18 protein-coding genes are annotated in these 19602 nt (G+C 67.8%); 8 read left to right on the forward strand and 10 right to left on the reverse strand.

Annotated elements, in window-relative coordinates; all coding sequences use genetic code 11:
• The first annotated feature begins 391 nt into the window (after nt 1–391).
• The 3 genes from VG556_RS17150 to VG556_RS17160 are packed head-to-tail and all read left to right on the forward strand — an operon-like array spanning nt 392 to nt 2251.
• On the forward strand, nt 392–1435 hold the full coding sequence (locus VG556_RS17150; RefSeq protein ID WP_049403911.1) for a S41 family peptidase: 1044 nt from the start codon (nt 392–394) through the stop codon (nt 1433–1435).
• A complete protein-coding gene (locus tag VG556_RS17155) occupies nt 1432–1767 on the forward strand; it encodes a hypothetical protein (protein WP_100450611.1) in 336 nt (111 codons plus the stop codon). Before VG556_RS17150 ends, VG556_RS17155 begins: the two co-directional genes overlap by 4 nt.
• A gap of 49 nt (nt 1768–1816) precedes the next feature.
• Entirely contained in the window at nt 1817–2251 is a 435-nt protein-coding gene (locus VG556_RS17160; RefSeq protein ID WP_005419309.1) for an SseB family protein, read from the forward strand.
• A gap of 79 nt (nt 2252–2330) precedes the next feature.
• Here the strand turns inward: VG556_RS17160 and VG556_RS17165 are convergent, their stop codons facing one another.
• Nucleotides 2331–3551 (reverse strand): multifunctional CCA addition/repair protein, encoded by a 1221-nt coding sequence (locus VG556_RS17165; RefSeq protein ID WP_111144297.1) that lies wholly within the window; start codon nt 3549–3551, stop codon nt 2331–2333.
• 206 nt (nt 3552–3757) lie between these two features.
• Nucleotides 3758–5743 carry a transglycosylase SLT domain-containing protein gene (locus VG556_RS17170; RefSeq protein WP_100450609.1) on the reverse strand — a complete coding sequence of 662 codons (1986 nt, stop codon included), beginning with the start codon at nt 5741–5743 and terminating at the stop codon, nt 3758–3760.
• 151 nt (nt 5744–5894) lie between these two features.
• Here VG556_RS17170 and VG556_RS17175 point away from each other — a divergent pair, with 151 nt between their 5' ends.
• The 3 genes from VG556_RS17175 (at nt 5895) to VG556_RS17185 (ending at nt 9914) form a co-directional block, all read left to right on the forward strand.
• On the forward strand, nt 5895–6302 hold the full coding sequence (locus VG556_RS17175) for an ExbD/TolR family protein (RefSeq protein ID WP_014648410.1): 408 nt from the start codon (nt 5895–5897) through the stop codon (nt 6300–6302).
• A 104-nt stretch (nt 6303–6406) separates the two neighbouring features.
• Nucleotides 6407–6781 carry a biopolymer transporter ExbD gene (locus VG556_RS17180; RefSeq protein ID WP_100450608.1) on the forward strand — a complete coding sequence of 125 codons (375 nt, stop codon included), beginning with the start codon at nt 6407–6409 and terminating at the stop codon, nt 6779–6781.
• 271 nt (nt 6782–7052) lie between these two features.
• Nucleotides 7053–9914: a TonB-dependent receptor plug domain-containing protein gene (locus tag VG556_RS17185; protein ID WP_100450607.1), complete on the forward strand. Its 2862-nt coding sequence runs from the start codon at nt 7053–7055 to the stop codon at nt 9912–9914.
• Between the two features lie 132 nt (nt 9915–10046).
• Here VG556_RS17185 and fhuE read toward each other — a convergent pair whose 3' ends face one another.
• The 3 genes from fhuE to VG556_RS17200 all read right to left on the reverse strand — a co-directional run bounded on the left by fhuE (nt 10047) and on the right by VG556_RS17200 (nt 13482).
• Complete coding sequence (gene fhuE, locus VG556_RS17190; RefSeq protein WP_100450606.1) at nt 10047–12185, reverse strand: ferric-rhodotorulic acid/ferric-coprogen receptor FhuE; 2139 nt, start codon at nt 12183–12185, stop codon at nt 10047–10049.
• Between the two features lie 185 nt (nt 12186–12370).
• The gene (locus VG556_RS17195; protein WP_100450605.1) at nt 12371–12922 is read right to left on the reverse strand and encodes a M23 family metallopeptidase; all 552 of its coding nucleotides are present in this window, start codon (nt 12920–12922) and stop codon (nt 12371–12373) included.
• Nucleotides 12923–12999: 77 nt separating this feature from the next.
• Entirely contained in the window at nt 13000–13482 is a 483-nt protein-coding gene (locus VG556_RS17200) for an Lrp/AsnC family transcriptional regulator (protein WP_100450604.1), read from the reverse strand.
• 72 nt (nt 13483–13554) lie between these two features.
• Here VG556_RS17200 and VG556_RS17205 point away from each other — a divergent pair, with 72 nt between their 5' ends.
• Nucleotides 13555–14424 (forward strand): EamA family transporter, encoded by an 870-nt coding sequence (locus tag VG556_RS17205; protein WP_100450603.1) that lies wholly within the window; start codon nt 13555–13557, stop codon nt 14422–14424.
• Between the two features lie 69 nt (nt 14425–14493).
• Here the strand turns inward: VG556_RS17205 and VG556_RS17210 are convergent, their stop codons facing one another.
• The 4 genes from VG556_RS17210 to VG556_RS17225 all read right to left on the reverse strand — a co-directional run bounded on the left by VG556_RS17210 (nt 14494) and on the right by VG556_RS17225 (nt 17786).
• Nucleotides 14494–15231: an endonuclease/exonuclease/phosphatase family protein gene (locus VG556_RS17210; RefSeq protein WP_021202520.1), complete on the reverse strand. Its 738-nt coding sequence runs from the start codon at nt 15229–15231 to the stop codon at nt 14494–14496.
• A 53-nt stretch (nt 15232–15284) separates the two neighbouring features.
• The gene (locus tag VG556_RS17215; RefSeq protein WP_100450602.1) at nt 15285–16121 is read right to left on the reverse strand and encodes a thiol:disulfide interchange protein DsbA/DsbL; all 837 of its coding nucleotides are present in this window, start codon (nt 16119–16121) and stop codon (nt 15285–15287) included.
• Between the two features lie 107 nt (nt 16122–16228).
• Nucleotides 16229–16879 carry a thiol:disulfide interchange protein DsbA/DsbL gene (locus VG556_RS17220; protein WP_100450601.1) on the reverse strand — a complete coding sequence of 217 codons (651 nt, stop codon included), beginning with the start codon at nt 16877–16879 and terminating at the stop codon, nt 16229–16231.
• Nucleotides 16880–16985: 106 nt separating this feature from the next.
• Complete coding sequence (locus tag VG556_RS17225; protein ID WP_014648400.1) at nt 16986–17786, reverse strand: c-type cytochrome; 801 nt, start codon at nt 17784–17786, stop codon at nt 16986–16988.
• A 156-nt stretch (nt 17787–17942) separates the two neighbouring features.
• On the opposite strand from VG556_RS17225, the gene yihA reads away from it, so the two are divergent.
• Entirely contained in the window at nt 17943–18545 is a 603-nt protein-coding gene (gene yihA, locus VG556_RS17230; RefSeq protein ID WP_005411022.1) for a ribosome biogenesis GTP-binding protein YihA/YsxC, read from the forward strand.
• 73 nt (nt 18546–18618) lie between these two features.
• Here the strand turns inward: yihA and VG556_RS17235 are convergent, their stop codons facing one another.
• Complete coding sequence (locus VG556_RS17235; protein WP_075076104.1) at nt 18619–19590, reverse strand: MBL fold metallo-hydrolase; 972 nt, start codon at nt 19588–19590, stop codon at nt 18619–18621.
• Nucleotides 19591–19602 lie beyond the last annotated feature (12 nt).

The following is a 19602-nucleotide window of genomic DNA, read 5'->3' on the forward strand; positions in this document are numbered from 1 at the left end:
CCACCTGCGGGATGCAAGGTGGCGGGCGGTGCGGGTTGGCGTGCCGGTGAAGCTCTTCACGAGGAATGACGCCGGCGGATCCGGGGATCCCCTCGCACCGCCCGCCGCAGAACGACGGACGGTGCATTGTTCGGGCCGGCAACGACGTTGCAAGCCTGCTCGTGAAAAACTTCATTCAGGACGCCAATCCCGACCAGCGCAGGAGGCGCCGGCAAAGCCACCTTGGCGTGTTGTACGCCGCGATGACATGGGCAAAGTTGTAATGTTGTGATCGCAGTGAGCGTGTCTGCCTGCAATCTGCGGAGGAGGCAAATACGACAGTTCGCGCGTGGCGCAAGCGATCATGCCCCGGTTATGCTGCGGTCCTGATTCAACGACAAGGAAGCGTCGCATGCAGGTTCGCAAGGGAGTGCGTCGCATCGGCGCGCTGATGCTCGTGTTGCTGGCGACCGTCGCCATGGCCGATACGCCAGGCGCGGTCGAGGTGCCCTCGCCGGAGGCCCAGGCCGAGATCCTCAATCTGCTTGAACGCCAGGCGCTGTATCGCGATCGGGTGGACTGGCCCGCCATCCGCATCCGCCTGCAATCGGCGCAGGGGGATCCCGCGCAACGGCTGGCCGTTCTGCGCGAAGCCATTGCGCTCAGCACCGGCCACCATGGTGCGTGGACCACGACCCAGCGTCAGCGCGAATCCCTCGCGCGTGCGCAGCAGGCCGGTGCCGCCGCCGTGGACCGGGCCAAGGCCGCTGATGCGGTGGATGCGCGCATCGGCTGGGTGGTCATCGAGGGCTATGCCTCCTCGCCGGGCGCGACGCCGCAGGAAAAATTCCGCCAGGACATCCAGCGTGCCGCGCGGTGGCAGCAGGTCATCCGCAGCAAGGACGACGGCGCGCGCTGTGGCTGGATCGTTGACCTGCGGGACAACGGTGGCGGCTCCATGTGGCCGATGCTGCTGGGCATGGCACCGCTGCTGCGCACCTCGGTGGTGAACAATGAGGACGTCGGCGCGTTCGAAACCGCGCAAGGGCCGCAGCGCTGGACGTTGACGGCGACTGCGGTGCAGCTGGCGGGCAGGCCGCTGCTGGACTTCGGCCAGTCCGGCCATGTAGTGCGGCAGCCTGGCGCACCGGTGGCGGTGCTGTTCGGGCCCCGCACCGGCAGTTCGGGCGAGGCCTCGGTGCTGGCGTGGCGTGGCCGCCCGCAGGCGCGGAGTTTCGGCCAGCCGACCGCGGGCGTCTCCACCGGCAATGTCGTGCACACGCTTGCCGATGGCAGTCGCCTGCTGCTGACCACCAGCGTGATGCGGGACCGCAATGATCGTGGCGATGGCCTGAAGATCGAACCCGACCAGCGCGTCGAGGGTGACGCGGCCACTGTGGCCGCCGCCCAGGCCTGGCTGCTGGCCCAGCCCGCCTGCCAGGTCAACCGGACATGATCCTGATCGGCCAACAGGAACGGGTGCTGATCGTCGGCCCCACCGAAGCGCACCACTGCCTGCGCTGCCAGACGGAAACCGAGTTCGCGCCGCAGCTGCGCTACAAGATGGCGCGCATCGACCTGCTGTTCGGCTTCACCTACCAGCGCCGCTACGAGCTGGCCTGCACCCGGTGCGAGCACGGCTGGGTGCTCGATACCGAGACCATGGACCAGCAGCTTGGCGGGGTGCCGATCCCGTGGCGGCACCGCTTCGGCCTGCCGTTGATGCTGGTGGGGGTCGCCGTGCTGGCGGTGGCCGGTTGGATGTGGCGGCACGGATACATCGGTTGAGGACCGGGCCTGTTAAAGTCTGCCCTGCAACCACGTACCGGAACCGACCATGGACCACGACACCCCGTTCGAACCCCTCAACGATCTCGAGGTGCGCCTGCTGCAGGCCCAGGACGGCACGCTGACCGCAGCGCAGTTCCTCGACGGCCTGCTGACCTCGACGGCGTTCGTGCTGCTGGACAAGGCCATTGGTGAGGATGGCGCCTGGGACGAGAGCATCTCGCCGCTGGTGCTGACCAGCGAGAGCGGCGAGCCGATGTTCGCGGTGTTCACCGCGCCCGAGCGCGCCGGCCTGTGGCACGAGCAGCTGCCGCAGTTTGCCCATGCCATGCCGATCGCGGTGCACGCGCTGCTGGCCGGTATCGGCGACGGCGTCGGCCTGGTGCTGAACCCGGGCCTGGACGTGGGCATGGAGATGATTCCCGATGCCGTGGCCCAGCTGAAGCAGCGTGCGGCGGCGATTACCCGTGGGATGGCGCACTGAAGCCAGTGATATAGGAGTGCCGGCCAGCGGCCGGCACTACCCATGGGAGTCGGTGCGCGGCCGCCACGGCGGTTGCGGATCAGCGGGCGGCGGCGATGGCTTTCACCCGCGCCTTGGCCAGCGCTTCGCCGATGGCCGGGCCCTTCAGATGCGTGGTATCCAGATCCCTGGCCTGCACTGACAGCGCCGCCTGGTGCAGGCGCTTGAGCGTTTCGCCCTGTGGGTAGTCGGCGTCCTCGAAGCCGAGCCGGCCGCGCTTGTCGGCCTCGCAGCACAGTGCGATGCGGGTCACGCGTTCCGGCCGGCGCAGCGCATCACAGCGGCCCAGCAGTTCCAGCACGGTGGCATCGCGCAGTTCATCGATGCGGTGCACGTTCAAGTGCTCGCGGCACACCGCTTCGGCCAGCTGCTGGTGTTCGGCGGGAATCTTCAATCGTGCGCACAAGGCCTTCAGCGGCTTGATGCCGCGTTGCTCGTGCATGATGTGGCGCGGCCATTCCTCCGGCGGGGTCAGGCCCTTGCCCAGGTCATGGGTAAGCGCGGCAAAGCCGACCAGGTCATCGCCCGGCGCCAGCCTGGCAGCCATGTCGCTGACCATTTCCTGGTGGATGCCGGTATCGACTTCAGGGTGGAACTCAGCACGTTGCGGCACGCCATACAGCGCTTCCAGCTCGGGCAGGATCGGGCCCAGTGCCTGCGCATCGTGCAGCGTGCGCAGGAAGGCGGAGGGCCGTTCACTGACCAGCGCCTTGCGCAGCTCCTGCCAGACGCGCTCGGGCACCAGCGCGTCCAGCTCGCCGCTGGCGGCGACCTCGCGCATCAGCGCCATGGTCTCTTCGGCGACGGTGAAGCCCAGTGGTGCGAAGCGCGCCATGAAGCGCGCCGCGCGCAGCACACGCAATGGATCTTCCACGAACGCGGGGCCGACATGGCGCAGCACGCGTTGCTCGATATCGCGCACACCGCCGTAGGGATCGACCAGCGTGCCGGTGTCTTCGTCGCAGGCAATCGCGTTGATGGTGAAGTCGCGGCGCTGCAGGTCTTCTTCCAGCGTCACTGCCGGGTCGGCGTCGACCACGAAGCCGCGGTAGCCACGCCCGGATTTGCGCTCGGTGCGCGCCAGCGCGTATTCCTCACCTGTTTTCGGGTGCAGGAACACCGGGAAATCGCGGCCGACGGCGGTGAAGCCCTGCGCTTCCATCTGCGCGGGCGTGGCGCCGACCACCACCCAGTCATGGTCGCCGGCAGGTCGCTGCAGCAGGCGGTCACGCACGGCGCCGCCGACAAGATAGATCTTCATGGCTGGAATCATCGCATGCCCGGCGCAGACGCACCGGTAGTGCCGGCCGCTGGCCGGCAACCGCAGTCACCCCGAAGCTGCCGGCCAGCGGCCGGCACTACCGATACAGCGTCCAGCCCGATCCAGGCCAGCAGGCTCATCGTTTCCCTCCCCAGCGAGTGGATGCCGGGGAATGCCGGCCAGCGGCCGGCAGTACTGTGTTGCGATCAATCGCCGCCCTGGTCGGCGTTGGCGGCGCAGCTGAAGCGCTTGCGCTTGTCCACCAGGCGGCCCATCAGGCGATCGCTCAGCGGCAGCGCATCACCATTGAGGCGCCAGTCGTAGATCACGCTGAAGGCCAGCACGCGGGCCACGTACTCGCGGGTTTCCTTGTAGCTGATGGTCTCGATCCACAGGTCCGGATCAAAGCCCGGGCGCTGGCTCTGCCAGCGTGCGGTCGGGGTCGGGCCGGCGTTGTACGCGGCGATGGTCACGTAGGGCAGGCCGTCGTACTTGTTCATCAGCTGGCGCAGGTAGGCGGTGCCGATGGCGATGTTGGTGTCCGGGTCGTACAGGCTGTCGGCGCCGCCGTAGCCGGTCAGGCCGATCGACTTGGCCACGCCGGCACCGGTGGCTGGCAGCACCTGCATCAGGCCCATGGCGTTGGCAGGCGAGCGCGCACGCGGGGTGAAGGTGCTCTCGGCGCGGATCTCCGCCGCCACCCAGGCCGGGTCGATTGCGTTGCGTGCCGATTCGCGGCGGATGGTGGCGTCGTGGTGCAGCGGGAAGCGCAGGTCGTACAGGCGCTGCTCCTGCGGCTGCTTGCCGAGCGCGAACACGGCGCGGTCGAACCAGCCGTTGTCCTGCGCCACGCGCACGGCGAGGCGACGCTGGGTGTCATCGAAGCGCGACAGTGCACTGTTCCATTCGGCCACGGCCCAGCCAGCGCGATCGATCTGGTACAACGCCATTGCGCGCTGGATGGCCGGGTCGCGCGCGATCACCGCCTGAGCCTGCGCGCTGTCGTTGGGCTGCCACGGGCACAGCGTGTAGCCCTGCTGCAGCTTGTCGGCGGCGAGGAAGCCGTGGAAGGTCGATGCACGCGCGGCCTCGCGGAACAGCGGCTGCGCCTGCTGGGCCTGGCCGGTCTTCTCCAGCATGCGGCCTTCGAAGTAGCGCCAGCGCGGATCGCTGCGCTGCTTGCTGCCCATCTTGCGGATGGCGGTCAGCGCCGCCGGCCAGTCGCCGCGCGACATCGCTTCGCGCACGCGCCACTCGTGCAGGCGTTCGTCATAGGCCGACTCCGGCACCGCGTTGAGGCGGCGTGCCGAATCGGGCAGGTAGGACGCCACCGTCCACAGCGCGATCTGGTACAGCACCTGGCCCTGCTGGTCGGCACTCAGCCCCAGTGCCTGCGCGTACTGCGGCAGCTGCTGTTCGGTGGCGGCCGGGTCGGCCTTGGCCAGCTTGGCCAGGCCATCGGTGGCGATGCGCCGGCTGCGCTCGTTGCGGGGCCAGTTCAGGGCGCTGGCGTTGGGCTTGTCGACGAAGGCGGCGTAAGTGTTGGCCAGTGCCAGGTCAGTGGCAGGCAGGCCGCGGGCCGCGCTGCGCATCACGGCGGGCTGCTGCGCGTCGGCGGCAGCATCGATCCGTTCCCAGCGCAGGGCGTCGCTCAGGCCGCCTTGTGCCTGCAGCACGGTGAACACCGCATCGCAGCTGTCCGGCAGCGGCTTGCCGTTCTTGCGCCACAGCTCCTGTGCTTCGCTGATCCACTGCGGATCGACCTTGCCGGTCACCTGGCGCGCGGTCAGCTGCGCACAGCGCAGGCCGGCGTTGTCGGTGGGCGCCCAGTTGGCCAGCAGGGTCGGCCAGTCCTGGCGGCGGGCGAGCGAGGGCAGCCACACGCTGCGGAACGTGCTGGCCACGGCCTGGCCCTCATAGCGCTTGAGGAAGGCCTGTGCCTGCGCGGTATCGACGGTGTCGATGTTGCGGCGCAGGTTGGCGTACTCCAGCCAGCCATACGCCGGATGGCGGCTGAGCGCAGCGGCCTGGCCAGGATCGAACTGGCCGCGTTCGGCGGCCGCGATCGCGGCTTTCAACTGCGCGTTCTGGGCATCGAGGGACTGGGCATTGGCGCAGCCGATCAGCAGCGTGGTGGCCAAGGGCAGCAGGGACAGGGCGGTCGAAGAGCGTCGGGTCATGGCATGCAGCATAGCGGGCAGTGGCTGAATTCAGTTTCGCATTGCGTGCACGCAATGCGTGGGCAACGATAGCTGAATGACTCCGCACAGGCCCCTGCCGCAGGCGGGCGCAGGCGTCGTAACGTCGGCCTTGGGCGAACCGCCCGGCTGCAGGGAGCGGCACATGGCGTTCAGTAGCGCAGGAAGAAGCGGCCCGCTGGCGGACATCAATGTCACGCCACTGGTGGATGTGATGCTGGTGCTGTTGATCATCTTCATCGTAACCGCGCCGATCGTGGCCCGGCCGATTCCCGTGCAGTTGCCACAGGCCACCGATCGCACGATCGATCGCCCCGAACCGCCGCCGCCGATCGAGCTGCGACTGGATGCGTCGAACCAGCTGAGCTGGGATGGCCAGCCGATGGCGATCGGCGATCTGCAGGGGCGCCTGCAGGCGCAGGCCGGCGAGCATGCCGGCAACCTGCCGGAGCTGCGCATCGCCACCGATCCGGCGGCCGAGTACGAAGGCATGGCGCGGATATTGGCTGCGGCCGAAGCCACTGGCATGGAGCGCATTGCCTTCGTGCGGTGAGTTTCGTGCGGTGAGTCCGGCAACGGGCGGCCTGCCATCGGCAGGCCGCTCTTCCTGCGAGGGAACGTGGCATGCGATACGGGACACAGCACGCGGCCTCACTGATGGCCGCCCCCAATCTGGCACCGCTGGTGGATGTGTTGCTGGTGTTGCTGGCGCTGGTGATCACCGCGCTGCCGATGGCGCAGGCGACCGGCCTCCTGGCGCTCCAGCAGCGCACCTCGTGCCCACCCTGGCCGGCGTCCTCACCCCAGCCGATCCACCTGCACATCGACGCAGCGGGGGCGATGTTCTGGAATGGCCAGCCGCTCGACGCTGTCGCGTTGCAGTGGCACCTGGTGCAGGCGCAGCAGATGCCGCAGCAGCATCGCCCCTGGGTGCACTTGGCGATCGCCGACGACCCCGACTACGAAGACATGGCACGCGTGCTGCTGGCCGTGAGCCAGCATGGGCTGCGCGTCGACGCGCCCGGTCACTAGCGCCCGCACCGACAAGTCCCCTTGATGAGCTGTGGCGGATCTCGGCGCGCGCTGACGCAGCCGGCATCAAAGCGGAGGGCGGTGAACAGTACCGTCCGGTTCCAAACGGTCCTCATCTGACGTAAATGGCTGTCAATTGCGTCAATTCCGCGTGAAAGAGTGTCGATCATCACGCCGTGATTTTTACCGCTTGTTTACAAAGGAGACGCTGCCGCCATGCAGGGGGGAGCGCGGCAGTCCATGTCCCGACATTCCTTTGGAGAGAGAGCGAATGAAGCACCTGCACCACCGCCCGTTGGCGGTTGCCGTCACGCTGTGCGTGATGGCCTTGGCACCCCTGGGTGCCGCTGCACAATCCACCACCAACCTCGACGCGGTGGAAGTCACCGGTACCCGCATCAAGCGCGCTGAAGTAGAGGGCCAGGTCCCGATCCAGACCCTGACCCGTGGCGACATCGAACGCACCGGCCTGACCTCGATCGGCGAAGTGCTGCAGCAGCTCACCGGTTCCGGCTCTGCGCTCAACGCCAAGTTCAACTCGTCCGGCAACTTCGGTTTCCCGCCCGATGGCAGTGGCGTGGGTGCCGGCTCGGCGCAGGTCGATCTGCGCCACCTGGGTGCCAAGCGCGTGCTGGTGCTGGTCGACGGCATCCGCTGGGTCAATGAATCGTCGGCGTCCGGTGTGGGCTCGGCCACCGACCTCAACACCATTCCACTGGCCATCGTCGAGCGCATCGAGGTGCTGGAGGACGGTGCTTCGTCGCTGTACGGCTCCGATGCCATCGCCGGCGTGGTCAACATCATCACCCGCCGCGATTTCGATGGTGGGCAGGTGACGCTGAACTACGGCGAGTACAGCAAGGGCGACGGCACGCAGAAGGGCGTGGACCTGGCCTGGGGCAAGAGTGGCGATCGCTTCAGCCTGTTCCTGGGCGCCAGCTGGACCAAGCAGGACCCGGTATTCGCCAAGGATCGCGAGCAGTCGCGCTTCCCCATTCCCGGTACCGGCCTGGCGTTCGGCAGCGGTGGTATTCCGCAGGGCCGTTTCATGTTCACCGACCCGAACACCGGTGCGGTGCAGAACATCGTGCCCAATACCGGCGTGAGCAATCCGCGGTACGACGGCAGTGCCGGCTGCAGCCGCACGGATGACTATCACTGCTTCACCACCGCCGACCGCTTCAACTTCGCCGAATACAACATGGTGCTTACGCCGTCGGAGCGCAAAGGCCTGTTCGGCCAGTTCCGCTTTGACATCACCGACAACGTGCAGTGGTACATCAAGGCGCTGGGCAACCGCCGCGAGTCGACCAACCAGGCCGGCCCCGAGCCGCTGTTCTTCGGCCCCGATGGCGCCACCGGCAATCCGTTGGCCGACAACATCGTGGTCTCGCGCCTGAACCCGTACAACCCGTTCGGCTTCGATCTCGTCTCCGGCGACAACATGAGCCTGATCGGTCGTCGCCCGGTGGAGGGCGGTGCGCGCGTGTTCAAGCAGAAAGTGGACACCACCTACTTCGCCACCGGCCTGGTCGGTGACTTCCATGCCGCCGACCGCAGCTGGTACTGGGACGTCAACGGCATGTACAGCAAGAACAAGGCCGAGCAGACCAACTACGGCAGCTATGACATCTACAAGGTGAACATGGCGCTGGGCGATCCCGCGGTGTGCGCGGCCACGCCTGGCTGCGTGCCGTTGAACATCTTCGGTGGCGCCGGTTCGATCACCCCGGACATGCTGAAGTGGATCCAGCCGGTGGTGCGCGACCGCAGCCAGAACGAACTGAGCCTGTTCACCGCCAACCTGTCCAGCGAGCTGTTCTCGCTGCCGGCCGGTCCGGTGTCCTTCGCCACCGGCTTCGAGTACCGCAAGTACAAGGGCGCCTACCAGCCCGATCCGCTGACGGTGATCGGCCACTACAACGGCGTGCCGTCGCAACCGACCTCCGGTTCCTACGACGTCAACGAGGCCTATCTGGAGTTGAGCGTGCCGATCTTCGCCGACTCCTCGTTCGGCAAGAAGCTGGACCTGAGCCTGGCCGGCCGCTATTCGGACTACTCCACCTTCGGCGGCGAGTTCACGCCCAAGTACGGCCTGCGCTGGCAGGTGACCGATGACTTCGTGCTGCGCACCACGTACGCCGAGGGCTTCCGCGCACCGTCCATCGGTGAGCTGTACGGCTCTGCCGCACGTGCCGACCTGCAGCTGTTCGATCCGTGCTCGGTAGGCTTGGGCGGCACGCCGCCGCGTGGCAGCGCGGCCAACTGTGCTGCACTGGGCGTCCCGGCCGGCTTCCAGCAGGCCAACTCGCAGATCTCGGTGACCACCGGCGGCAACCGCGAGCTGGACCCGGAACGCTCGCGCAGCTTCAGCGCCGGCTTCGTGTGGAGCCCGTGGTTCGGCAACAACGCCTCGTGGTCGGAGCGCTTCGATGTGGAAGTCACTTTCTACCGCCATGCCATCGATGGTGCGATCCAGGCCATCAACGCGCAGACCCAGCTGGACCTGTGCGTGGATACACTGGACCCGATCTACTGCAACGGCATCACCCGTGCCAGCACCGGTGCGGTCAGCAGCTTCAACAACCGCCTGACCAACCTGGGTTCGATCAAGACCGACGGTTGGGACGTGGATCTGTTCTGGACGCTGCCGCAGACCTCCATCGGCCAGTTCAAGGTGGGGTGGAAGAACACCTTCGTCGGCCGTTACGAGGCCACTGGCGCGGCCGGGCAGAAGCAGCCGCAGAAGCCGGGCGTGGAAGTGGCCGACAGCTCGATCCCGGAGTGGACCAGCAATGCCAGCCTCGGCTGGACGATGGATCGCTGGAGTGCCAACTGGACGGTGCGCCACATCTCCGAGCTGACCGAGAACTGCGGCGATGCGGCGGCCTTCCCGGTGTGCAGCAACCAGGCTGCGGGCACCAACACGCTGTCGGCCACCACCTTCCACGACATGCAGGTGGGCTACAAGATCGACTGGATGAAGGGGCTGCAGCTGACCGCGGGCCTGAACAACGTGTTCGACAAGGATCCGCCGATCTGCCTGTCGTGCTCGTTGAACGGCTACGACGCTTCGACCTACGACATCCCGCGTGGCCGTTACTGGTACCTGCGCGCGGACCTGCGCTTCTGATGTGACGGTGGCAGCGCCGGTCAGTTCCGGCGCTGCCTTGCGGGTGTAGAGCCGAGCCCGCGCTCGGCTGATTCTCTGAGCCGAGCATGGGCTCGGCTCTACAGGTGCGGGGCGTGCGAACCCCGCGTCTGATCAGAACGCCCAGGTGAACGTCAGCGAGCCATTGCGGCCATCGCCGTAGGCACCGTAGCCGTTGATCTGCGACAGGTACTTCTTGTCCTGCAGGTTGTTGAGGTTGGCCTGCACGCTGAACTCCGGCGAGATGCGGTAACGCACGAAGGCGCTGACCAGTGCGTAGCCGCTCTGTTCGATGCGGCCGTAGGCCGGCACCGGGTAGTAGATGCGGTTCTGCCAGTTGGCGCCGCCGCCGACGGTCAGTGCCTGCAGCGACTGCGGGGTGTAGCTGGTGAACAGCTTCAATGCGGTCTGCGGCAGGTTGGTGTTGATGTCGGCGCCGTTGATGTCCTTGGCCACATAGCGCGACGCACCGAAGGTCGCATTCCAGCCCGGGGCGAGTTCGCCGTTCAGCTCGAACTCGAAGCCGCGGCTGACGGTGCCGCGTGCGGCGATCGAGGCGAACTCACCCGGACGGCCGATGATCGGCTCGCTGGTGACCTGGGCGACGTTGTCCTGCTCGATGCGGAACACCGCCAGCGAGGCGTTCAGCCGGTTGTCGAACCAGGCACCCTTGACGCCCACCTCGTAGCTCTTGCCGTCGACCGGGTCGAGATAACGGTCGTTGCGGTCACGTGCGGTCTGCGGCTGGAAGATCTCGGTGTAGCTGGCGTACGCGGAGTAGGTATCGTTGATGTCATACACCAGGCCGGCGTACGGGGTGGTCACCTTGTGTTCGCGGTCGTCGTTCTCGCCTTCGCTCTTCCAGTTGGTGTAGCGCGCACCGAGGATCAGCTTCAGCGGATCAGCCAGCGACAGACGGGTGGCGGCATAGCCGGCCTTCTGGGTGATGGTGCCCTGGCTGGCCAGCGCCAGCGGGTTCCAGTTCGGCTGGGCGATGTTGCCGGTCCAGTCGAGATAGGAGCTGAAGGGATTCCAGCCGGTGCCGGGGCCACCCATCTGGAAGTCACCGTAGTTGGCGAATTCGCGCTTGTTGTAGCTCAGGCCGGCCATGAACTGGTGCTCGCGGCCGAACAGCTGGAACGGGCCGTCGATGTAGCCATCGATGCCATCGACCTTGCGCTCGGTGTTGTAGAAGCCGGCCATCGGCGTGACGCCGGTGCCGGTGGCCTTGTCGAACGCGGTGTAGGACGGATAGAACAGCTTGTCGTCGGCGTTGGTGCGGTCGTGGGTGGCGCCGATCCTGAACTTCCAGCCGTTGCTGAAGGCGTGCTGCAGGGTGGCAAACGCGCGCTTGCTGGTGGTGTCCCAGTAGGTCCAGTCCGGCGACGGATTGAACGAGGTCGGGTAGTTGGTCGGGCTGCCATCGGCGTACCACATCGGGAAGCCGCCCCAGGTCGCACCATTGGCGCGCTTCTGCTGGTAGTCGTAGCCCACGCTCAGCTGGGTGTCCGGGGTCAGGTCGGCATCGATGACGGCGTAGCCCAGCGTCTTGCGCTGGTTGTAGCGGTCCATCTGGCCGTCGGTATCCAGATAGCTGCCGATCACGCGCCCGCGCACGCTGCCGCTGGCGTTGAGCGCGCTGCCCACATCCACCGTGGTGCGGGTGCGGCCCCAGCTGCCGACGTTCACCGACACGCTGCCGGTCAGCTCGGCGCTGTCGGCATGCTTGCGCACCAGGTTCACCGAAGCGGACGGGTTGCCGGCGCCGCTGAGCAGGCCGGTGGCGCCGCGCACCACTTCCACGCGGTCGTACAGCGCCAGATCCAGGCCGGAATCACCGTAGCTCCAGTTCTGCACCATCTGCGTCGGCAGGCCGTCGAACTGGTAGGCGTCGATGTAGAACCCACGCGCGTAGAACTCGGTGCGCTCGCTGTCGGACTGGGTGCTGGTCACGCCGGTGGTGTTGGCCAGCACGTCGATGATGTCGTCGAGCTTCTGATCTTCGATGCGCTGGTGGCTGATGATGCTGACCGACTGCGGGATCTCGCGCGGTGCCAGGTCGAAGCGGGTACCGGCCGAGGTGCGGCGCACCGAATAGCCTTCGGCGCGTTCGCCCTTGACCACGACCTTGTCCAGCGTGGTCGGGTCGGCGGCGGTGTCGGCGAAGGCGGCCGGGGCCAGGGCGCAGAGTGCAACGAGTACGGCAACGGACAGCCGCTGCGGCTGCGGGATACGGAAGGCGGAACGGGTCATGGGGGTCCTGGACGAGCACGCGCGCTCGGCCGGCATCCAGAAGGCGAGGCGCTACGGGTGGGAAACGGGCGGGCAGGCCGTCCTGGCACCACCGGAAACGAAAAAAATGGTAATACGAACTATTCCTATTTACAAATCATGAACGAGGTAGGCACTCACGCGGGCCGCGACGCAGCGCATGGGGTTCAGCGCAGCAGCGGCAGCGGATCGCGCGCGCCATCGGCGCCGTAGATGCCCCAGTGCAGGTGGGGCGGCGTGCCCTTGGCATTGCCGCTGTCGCCTACATGCCCTAGCAGGTCGCCGGCCTGGACCACCTTGCCGCGCGCCAGGCCTTCGGCCCAGTCGTCCAGATGGGCGTAGTAGTAACGTTCGCGCCCGGGCCCGATCACCCAGACCTGGCGGCCACCGAGGCCGCGCTCGCTGACGTCCGCGATGACGCCGGCAGTGACGCTGCGCACCGCGGTGCCGCGCTTGGCGAAGATGTCGATGCCGGCGTGGGAGCGGTAACGGCCACGTGGTGCGCCGAAGGTGTCGGCGATCTGGCGTGGCCGCACGCCGTCCACCGGCACCGCCAGTTGCGTGGCCGGCGGCATACGAGAGAGTGTCCACAGCAGCTTCGGCGCAGCGGCCCATGGGCTGTTCCACAGCGCCATCGCGGCAATGAGGGCGATGGCCAGCCACAGGCCGCGCAGCAACCAGCGGCGCAGGCGACGGGCGGGGGAGGGCGATGTGTCCATGGTCTCCGACTGTAGCGCCGAGCCATCCTCGGCGGCTGTTGCTGTGCGGTCAAAGCGCAGTCGAGCATGGCTCAGCGCTACAGAACCGGGGCCAGCGGCACTTCGAAACTGCGCTTCAACGTCCCCAGCGCGACCGACGTACGGAAGCGCTCGATGTTGTCATCGCCGCCGAACAACCGCTCGGTAATGGCCTCGTACTCTTCCATTGACGCGGCCGAGACCAGCAGCAGGAAATCGCCATCGCCGGTGATCGAGTAGCACTGCTGCACCGCCGGGTCGTCCTGCACGCGGCGCTTGAACGGCGCCACGTGATCACGTTGCTCGCTGACCACGCGCACTTCGACGATGATGGTCAGTGGCCGCCCGACCTGGGCGGCGGCGATCACCGCCACATTGGCCGCGATCACGCCGCTGTCCTGCAGGCGCTTGATGCGGCGCTGCACGGCCGGCGTGGACAGGTGCACGGCCTCGGCGATTTCGCGCTGCGGCAGGGTGTTGTCCCGCTGCAGCAGGTCGAGGATGGCGCGGTCGAAGCTGTCGAGCACGGGGGCGGTGGCCATGGCGAGCAGAAGTTGCACGAACGGGCCGTCAATTGAGCCAAGTGCTCGGCGCTGGCGCAATAGACTTTGCCCATGCAGACCCCACGACTCGCGCCGATGTTGCCGGCGCTGGCGGTGCTCGGCTCGGTCACCTCGCTGGCCATCGGCACCTCCTACGCAAAACACCTGTTCCCGCTGATCGGCGCGCAGGGCACCAGCGCGCTGCGCGTGGGCTTCTCGGCGCTGTTGTTGCTGCTGTTCTGGCGGCCGTGGCGCTGGAAGACCAGCCGCCCGGATGCGATCACCATCCTGCGCTACGGGCTCACCCTGGGCCTGATGAACCTGCTGTTCTACATGGCCCTGCGCACGATTCCGTTCGGCATCGCGGTGGCCATCGAATTCACCGGGCCGCTGACGGTGGCCATGCTGTCGTCGCGACGGCCGATCGATTTCCTCTGGGTGGGCTGTGCAGCGGTGGGGCTGCTGTTGCTGCTGCCGATCGGCGGTGGTCCGGCGCTGGATCCCGCTGGCGTGCTGTATGCGATGGGGGCTGCGGCGTGCTGGGGCCTGTACATCGTGTTCGGCAAGCGTGCCGGCCACCTGCATGCCGGGCATTCGGTGTCGCTGGGGCTGCTGGCGGCATCCCTGGTGGTGGTGCCGGTGGGCGTGGCGCATGCCGGTGCCGCGCTGCTCGACCCGAAGATCCTGGCCGCCGGGCTGCTGGTGGCGCTGGTGTCCAGCGCGATCCCGATGTCACTGGAGATGATGGCGCTCAAGCGCCTGCCGAAGGAGACCTTCGGCATCCTGATCAGCATGGAACCGGCGGTGGCCGCGCTGTGGGCCATGCTTCTGCTGCACGAGCACCTGCATGGGCTGCAGTGGCTGGCGATCGGCTGCACGGTGCTGGCCTCGGTGGGCAGCACGACGACCGCGCGGCGATTGAAGGTACCGGCCGCCGCCTGAAAAAGGGGACGGAGGGGATTAAGTCGTTTATGCATAAACGACTTAATCCCCTCCGTCCCCTTTTTGGGGTCAGCGCAGGGCGTCGGCCGGGACGTCGATCTGCATCGCCAGGGCGAGGTGATCGGAGAACGCGGCTGGTACGGCTTCCACGGTACGAGTCTGCAGGCCACTGCTGACCAGGATGTGGTCGATGGCGCGGTCGGGGCGCCAGCTGGGGAAGGTCGGCACGATGCAGCCCGGGGGCTGCAGCCGGGTCTTCTGGTACAGCACCTGCATTTCCGGGCGTTCGGCCAGGCAGTTGAAGTCGCCCATCAGCACCGCGTTGGGGTGGTCGGACAGCAGCTCGGCGATGAAGCCCAGCTGCGACATCCGCGAGCCCGCGCCCAGTGACAGATGCGCCACCGCCACCGCCAGGCCATCGGTACCATCGCCGAACTTGGCCAGCAGCACGCCGCGCCCGCCGATGCGGCCGGGCAGGGCATGGTCCTGCACTTCCACCGGTTCCAGCTTGCTCAGCAGGCCATTGGCACTGGATGCCACGCCGCCCATGCGCCGGTTCGGCTGGTGGCTCCAGTAGTTGAAGCCGGCGCGCTGGGCCAGGTAGTGGGTCTGGTTGGTGAAGCCCGAGCGCAGGCTGCCCGGGTCGGCCTCCTGCAGGCCGACGATGTCATGGTCGCGCGCCAGGGTGGCGATCGCGTCCAGGCTGCTGCGCTTGCGCCCCGCCGGCAGCGCATGTGACCAGCTGCGGGTCACATAGTCGCTGTAGCGGCGGGTACTTGAGCCGGCCTGGATGTTGGCCGTCAGCAAGCGCAGGGTCCGTGTACGGGGGGAATTCACGGCCGGGAAATGCTTCTCTTGGATCAGTGAGCCTGGGCCGCACCGCGTTCGCGGGCGATCAGGTGGTCGGCGATGCGCAGCATGTCCGGGAAGCTCTTGCCCTTCACCAGGTACTTGCCGTTGACGATGATCGACGGGGTGCCGCTGATCTGGCTGCGCTGGGCGAACTGCTTGGCCGAGTTGGTCTTGGCGTTCACCGCGAAGCTGCCCATGGTGGCGGCGAACTGCTTCGGATCCACGCCATAGGCGGCGTAGAACTTGGCGATGTCTTCCACCGAGTCACGGCCGCGCTCGCCCTTCAGGGTCTTCTGCGAGTGGATGGCGGCGTACAGCGCTTCGTGGGTCTTTTCCTGCACGCCCAGGGTCTGCGCGGCGTAGAAGGCACGGGCGTAGTCATCCCAGGTGCCGCCGAACATGGCCGGCACGTAGACGAAGTTCACGTCGCTGGGCAGGCCGGCCTTCCACGGGCCGACCAGCGGCTGGAATGCGGCGCAGGCCGGGCAGACGTAGCCGAAGATCTCGGTCACTTCGATCTTGCCGGCAGCCGGCTGGAACGGCTGGCCGTTCGGGATCACCTGGTAGTCGGCGCCTTCCACCGGGGCCGGGCCAGTCAGCGCGGCGGTGGTCGGGGCCGCCGCGGCGGCCGGAGCCGCTTCGGCCGGGGCCTTCTCGCCTTCAGCGGCAGCTGGCGCGGCGCCTTCGCTGCCCGCCGCCGGCGCAGCAGCCGGTTCGGTGGTGGCTGCCGGGGTTGCTGCCGGTTCGGCCGGGGCTGCGGTGGTGTTGGTGCTGCCGTCGTCGGCCTTGCAGGCGGCCAGGATCGGCAGCAGCGCTGCGAGGGCGAGGGCGTAACGGATCTTCATGGAAACGTCTCCAGCATCTGGAAAGGTGGGGGCCGGCGCCAGGCGCCAGCCAGGGGGAAATGATGACATGCGGCGGCGACAGCGCCGTGTCGAGGGTGGGCGTTGGTTCAGCGGCCGCGGGCGGCGCGGGCCTGCGCGATCAGCGCCGAGGCGATGCGCAGCTGGTCGTCGAAGCTGTTGCCCCGCACCAGGTACTGGCCGTTGATGATGATGGCCGGGGTGCCCGGGATCTTGGTGCGCTGGGCGAACGCGCGCGCGGCCTCGACCTTCTTCTGCACGGCATCGCCGCGCAGGGCCTGGAGGTAGCGGTCCGGGGTCACGCCGTAGGCGTTGTAGAACGTGGCGAGCTCATCGGCCGAGACGTTCTGCATCGGCAGCGATCCCTGCTCGTGCAGGGCCTTGAACACGGCAGCGTGGCTGCGCTTGGCCACGCCGACTTCGTCGGCGGCGTAGTAGGCCAGTGCCCAGGCATCCCAGGCGCCACCGAAGGCCGCCGGCACCGGGGTGAAACGCACGTCGGCCGGCAGCTTGGCCGCCCAGGCTTCCAGCTGCGGTTCGAAATGGGCGCAGTGCGGGCAGGTATAGCCGAAGACCTCGACCACTTCGATCTTGCCGGCCAGCGGCTGGAACGGGCCTGGCTGGGCGATGCGCTCGTAGTCTTTGCCCTCGACCAGCGGGGCATTGGCGGGGGTGGCGGCGCAGGCTGCCAGCGGCAGCAGCACCAGCACGGACAACAGCAGGCGGGAAATCAACCTCATCGACACGCATCTCCGTTGAAAAAAGCAACGCCGGCGCGGTCGCCGGCGTGAAGGAAACATACCGCAGCCGTGGGCCGGCGTCGCGGCCCGGGCCGACCAGTGGTGGTCAGGGGGCGGCAGCCGGTTGCGTCGGCGTGGCCGCAGCGGCCACATCGTCGGCCTTGTTGTGCAGGCCCTGCAGGTAGCTCGACAGCGCCTGCACCTCCTGCTCGCTGAGCTTCTGCGCGACCGTGGCCATGATCTGGAAGTGCGCCTTGTCGGTCTCGTTGGTCTGGCCGGCCTGGTACTCCTGCAGGCGGCGCGCGACATAGCTGGCGTGCTGCCCACCCAGGTGCGGATAGGCCGGGCCGGGATTGCCGGCACCGCTGGGGCCGTGGCAGGCCATGCAGGCCGGCAGCCCACGCTTGGCATCGCCACCGCGGTAGAGCTGCTGGCCGATCTCGTAGAACTTCATGCCCTTGTAGGGGCCATCGGTGACCGCCGTGTCATCGGCGATGCCCGCGTTGGCCTTCTGCGTGGCGAAGTAGGCGCCGATATCGCGCATGTCCTGCGGGGTGAGGTTCTGCACGAACGGCACCATCGCCACCGCGGCGCCGGAACTGCGCTGGCCATTGGCGATCAGGGCCATCTGCTGGGCCACGTAGCGTTCGCTCTGGCCAGCGATGGACGGATACATCTCCACCGTGGAATTGCCGTCGGCGCCATGGCAGGCCGCACAGGCCGTCGCCTTGGTCTGGCCGGCCTTGGCATCGCCCCAGTGGGTCTTGCTGAAGTCCACCTCCAGCGAGGCGGTATTGATCGGCCCGTTGTCGGGCAGCGGGGTCAACGTGGTCTGCGCGAACGCAGCAGCGGCAACGACTACAGCAGTGGCAAGGGCGGATACGGCAAGAACGCGAGCGTGGCGCATGCTGAAGCTCCGTATGGACCGGGCCGGACGGTGGCCGCCGGCATCGCCCGGATTATCAACGCCGTTTCCGCGCACGGTCAACGCAGCAGTGCAGCAAAATGGCCGCAGCGGCCGCCGGCACGGGCGCGCGGCGCCGCAACATGCGATCCTAGGCACATGTCATTGCTCATCGAACGCGCCCGTTACCACCTTTCGGCCCACAACGTGCGGCAACTGCCGCCCGACGAAGGGGCCGAAGTGGCCTTCGCCGGCCGCTCCAACGCCGGCAAGTCCAGTGCGCTCAACGCGCTGACCCGCCAGAACGCCCTGGCCCGTGTCTCCAAGACCCCTGGCCGTACCCAGCAGCTGGTGTTCTTCCAGGTCACCCCGGAAGCGCATCTGGTCGACCTGCCAGGTTATGGCTACGCCAAGGTGCCGCTGGACCTGCAGGCGCACTGGCAGGCCTTCATCGACAAGTATTTCCGCACCCGCGAAGCCCTGAAGGGGCTGGTGGTCGTGATGGACATCCGCCATCCGCTGAAGGACTACGACCGGCAGATGCTGTCCTACGCCGTGCAGCGCGGCCTGCCGGCGCACGCCCTGCTGACCAAGGCCGACAAGCTCAGCCGCAGCCAGCAGATGCAGTCCCTGCAGAAGGTGCGCAAGGAACTGCAATCGGCCTACGGCGACAGCGTCAGCGTGCAGGTGTTCTCCGGCGAAGACCGCACCGGCGTGGACGAAGCCCGCGGCGTGATCGGCGGCTGGCTGGGGCTGGAATAAGGCATTGCCGGTCGCCCGGCTGGCAGCTGGGCGCTACCCGATCGGGTGGGTGCCGACCTTGGTCGGCACACCCTCACAACGGCGAATACTCCGCCGGCACCCACGCATAGGCCTGGCCCTCGCTGCGCACATGGCCCAGGCCCGGGAACGGCAGGTGCGCACCGGCCACCCACCAACCGTTGACGGTGGCCTGCTGCAGCAGCCCGCGACGGCTGGCGATGGCCGCCTTGCGGTCCGAATCGGCCTCGAATGCCGCTTCCGGGTGCGCGAACTGCACCGCATGGAAGTGCAGCACATCACCCCACACCAGCAGTGACTGGCCCTGGCTGTCGAACCGGTAGGAGACATGGCCGGGGGTATGGCCGTGGGTGTCCATCGCCACCGCGCCACCGGGCAGGGCATCGCCGGGGCTGAACGTGCGCAGGTGGCCGCTTGCCTGGTAGGGCGCGACCGCGTTGCGTGCCAGCGGGAAGGCGAAGCGCACGCCCTTCGGCGCCGTGGCCTCGCTGGCCGGGCTGAGCCAGTAATCGGCATCGGCCTTGGACAACCACACCGTGGCATTCGGGTAGGCCGGCTTGCCCTGCGCGTCGAGCACGCCGCACAGATGGTCCGGGTGGGCGTGGGTCAGCAGCACCTCGTCCACCTCGGCCGGGTCCACGCCGGAGGCGCGCAGGTTGCCCAGCACCTGGCCCAGGCCGGGGCCGAAGCACTGCGCGGTGCCGGTATCGACCAGGGTCAGGTGGTTGCCCTGGCGCACCAGGAAGGCGTTGATCGCGGTCTGCAGGCCCTTCTTGTCTTCCGGTACGTAGCGGCCTTCCAACAGGCGGCTGACCAGTGTCGGCGGCACGTCGACCACTTCCTGCCGGCCCAGCGCGACCACGCCGTCGAACAGGGCGGTGACCTGCAGCGCACCGACGCGCTGGTGGTAGACGCCGGGCACCTGCTGGGTGGGAGCGGGCGAGGTGGCTTCGGCCAGTGCAGCCAGCGGCAGGGACGACAGGGCCAGCAGCAGGGCGCCGCGCAGCGGCAGGGGACGCAGGATCATGGCGGTTCTCGG

This window comes from Stenotrophomonas sp. CASM106, from assembly GCF_049384825.1.
Taxonomy (GTDB): domain Bacteria; phylum Pseudomonadota; class Gammaproteobacteria; order Xanthomonadales; family Xanthomonadaceae; genus Stenotrophomonas; species Stenotrophomonas muris.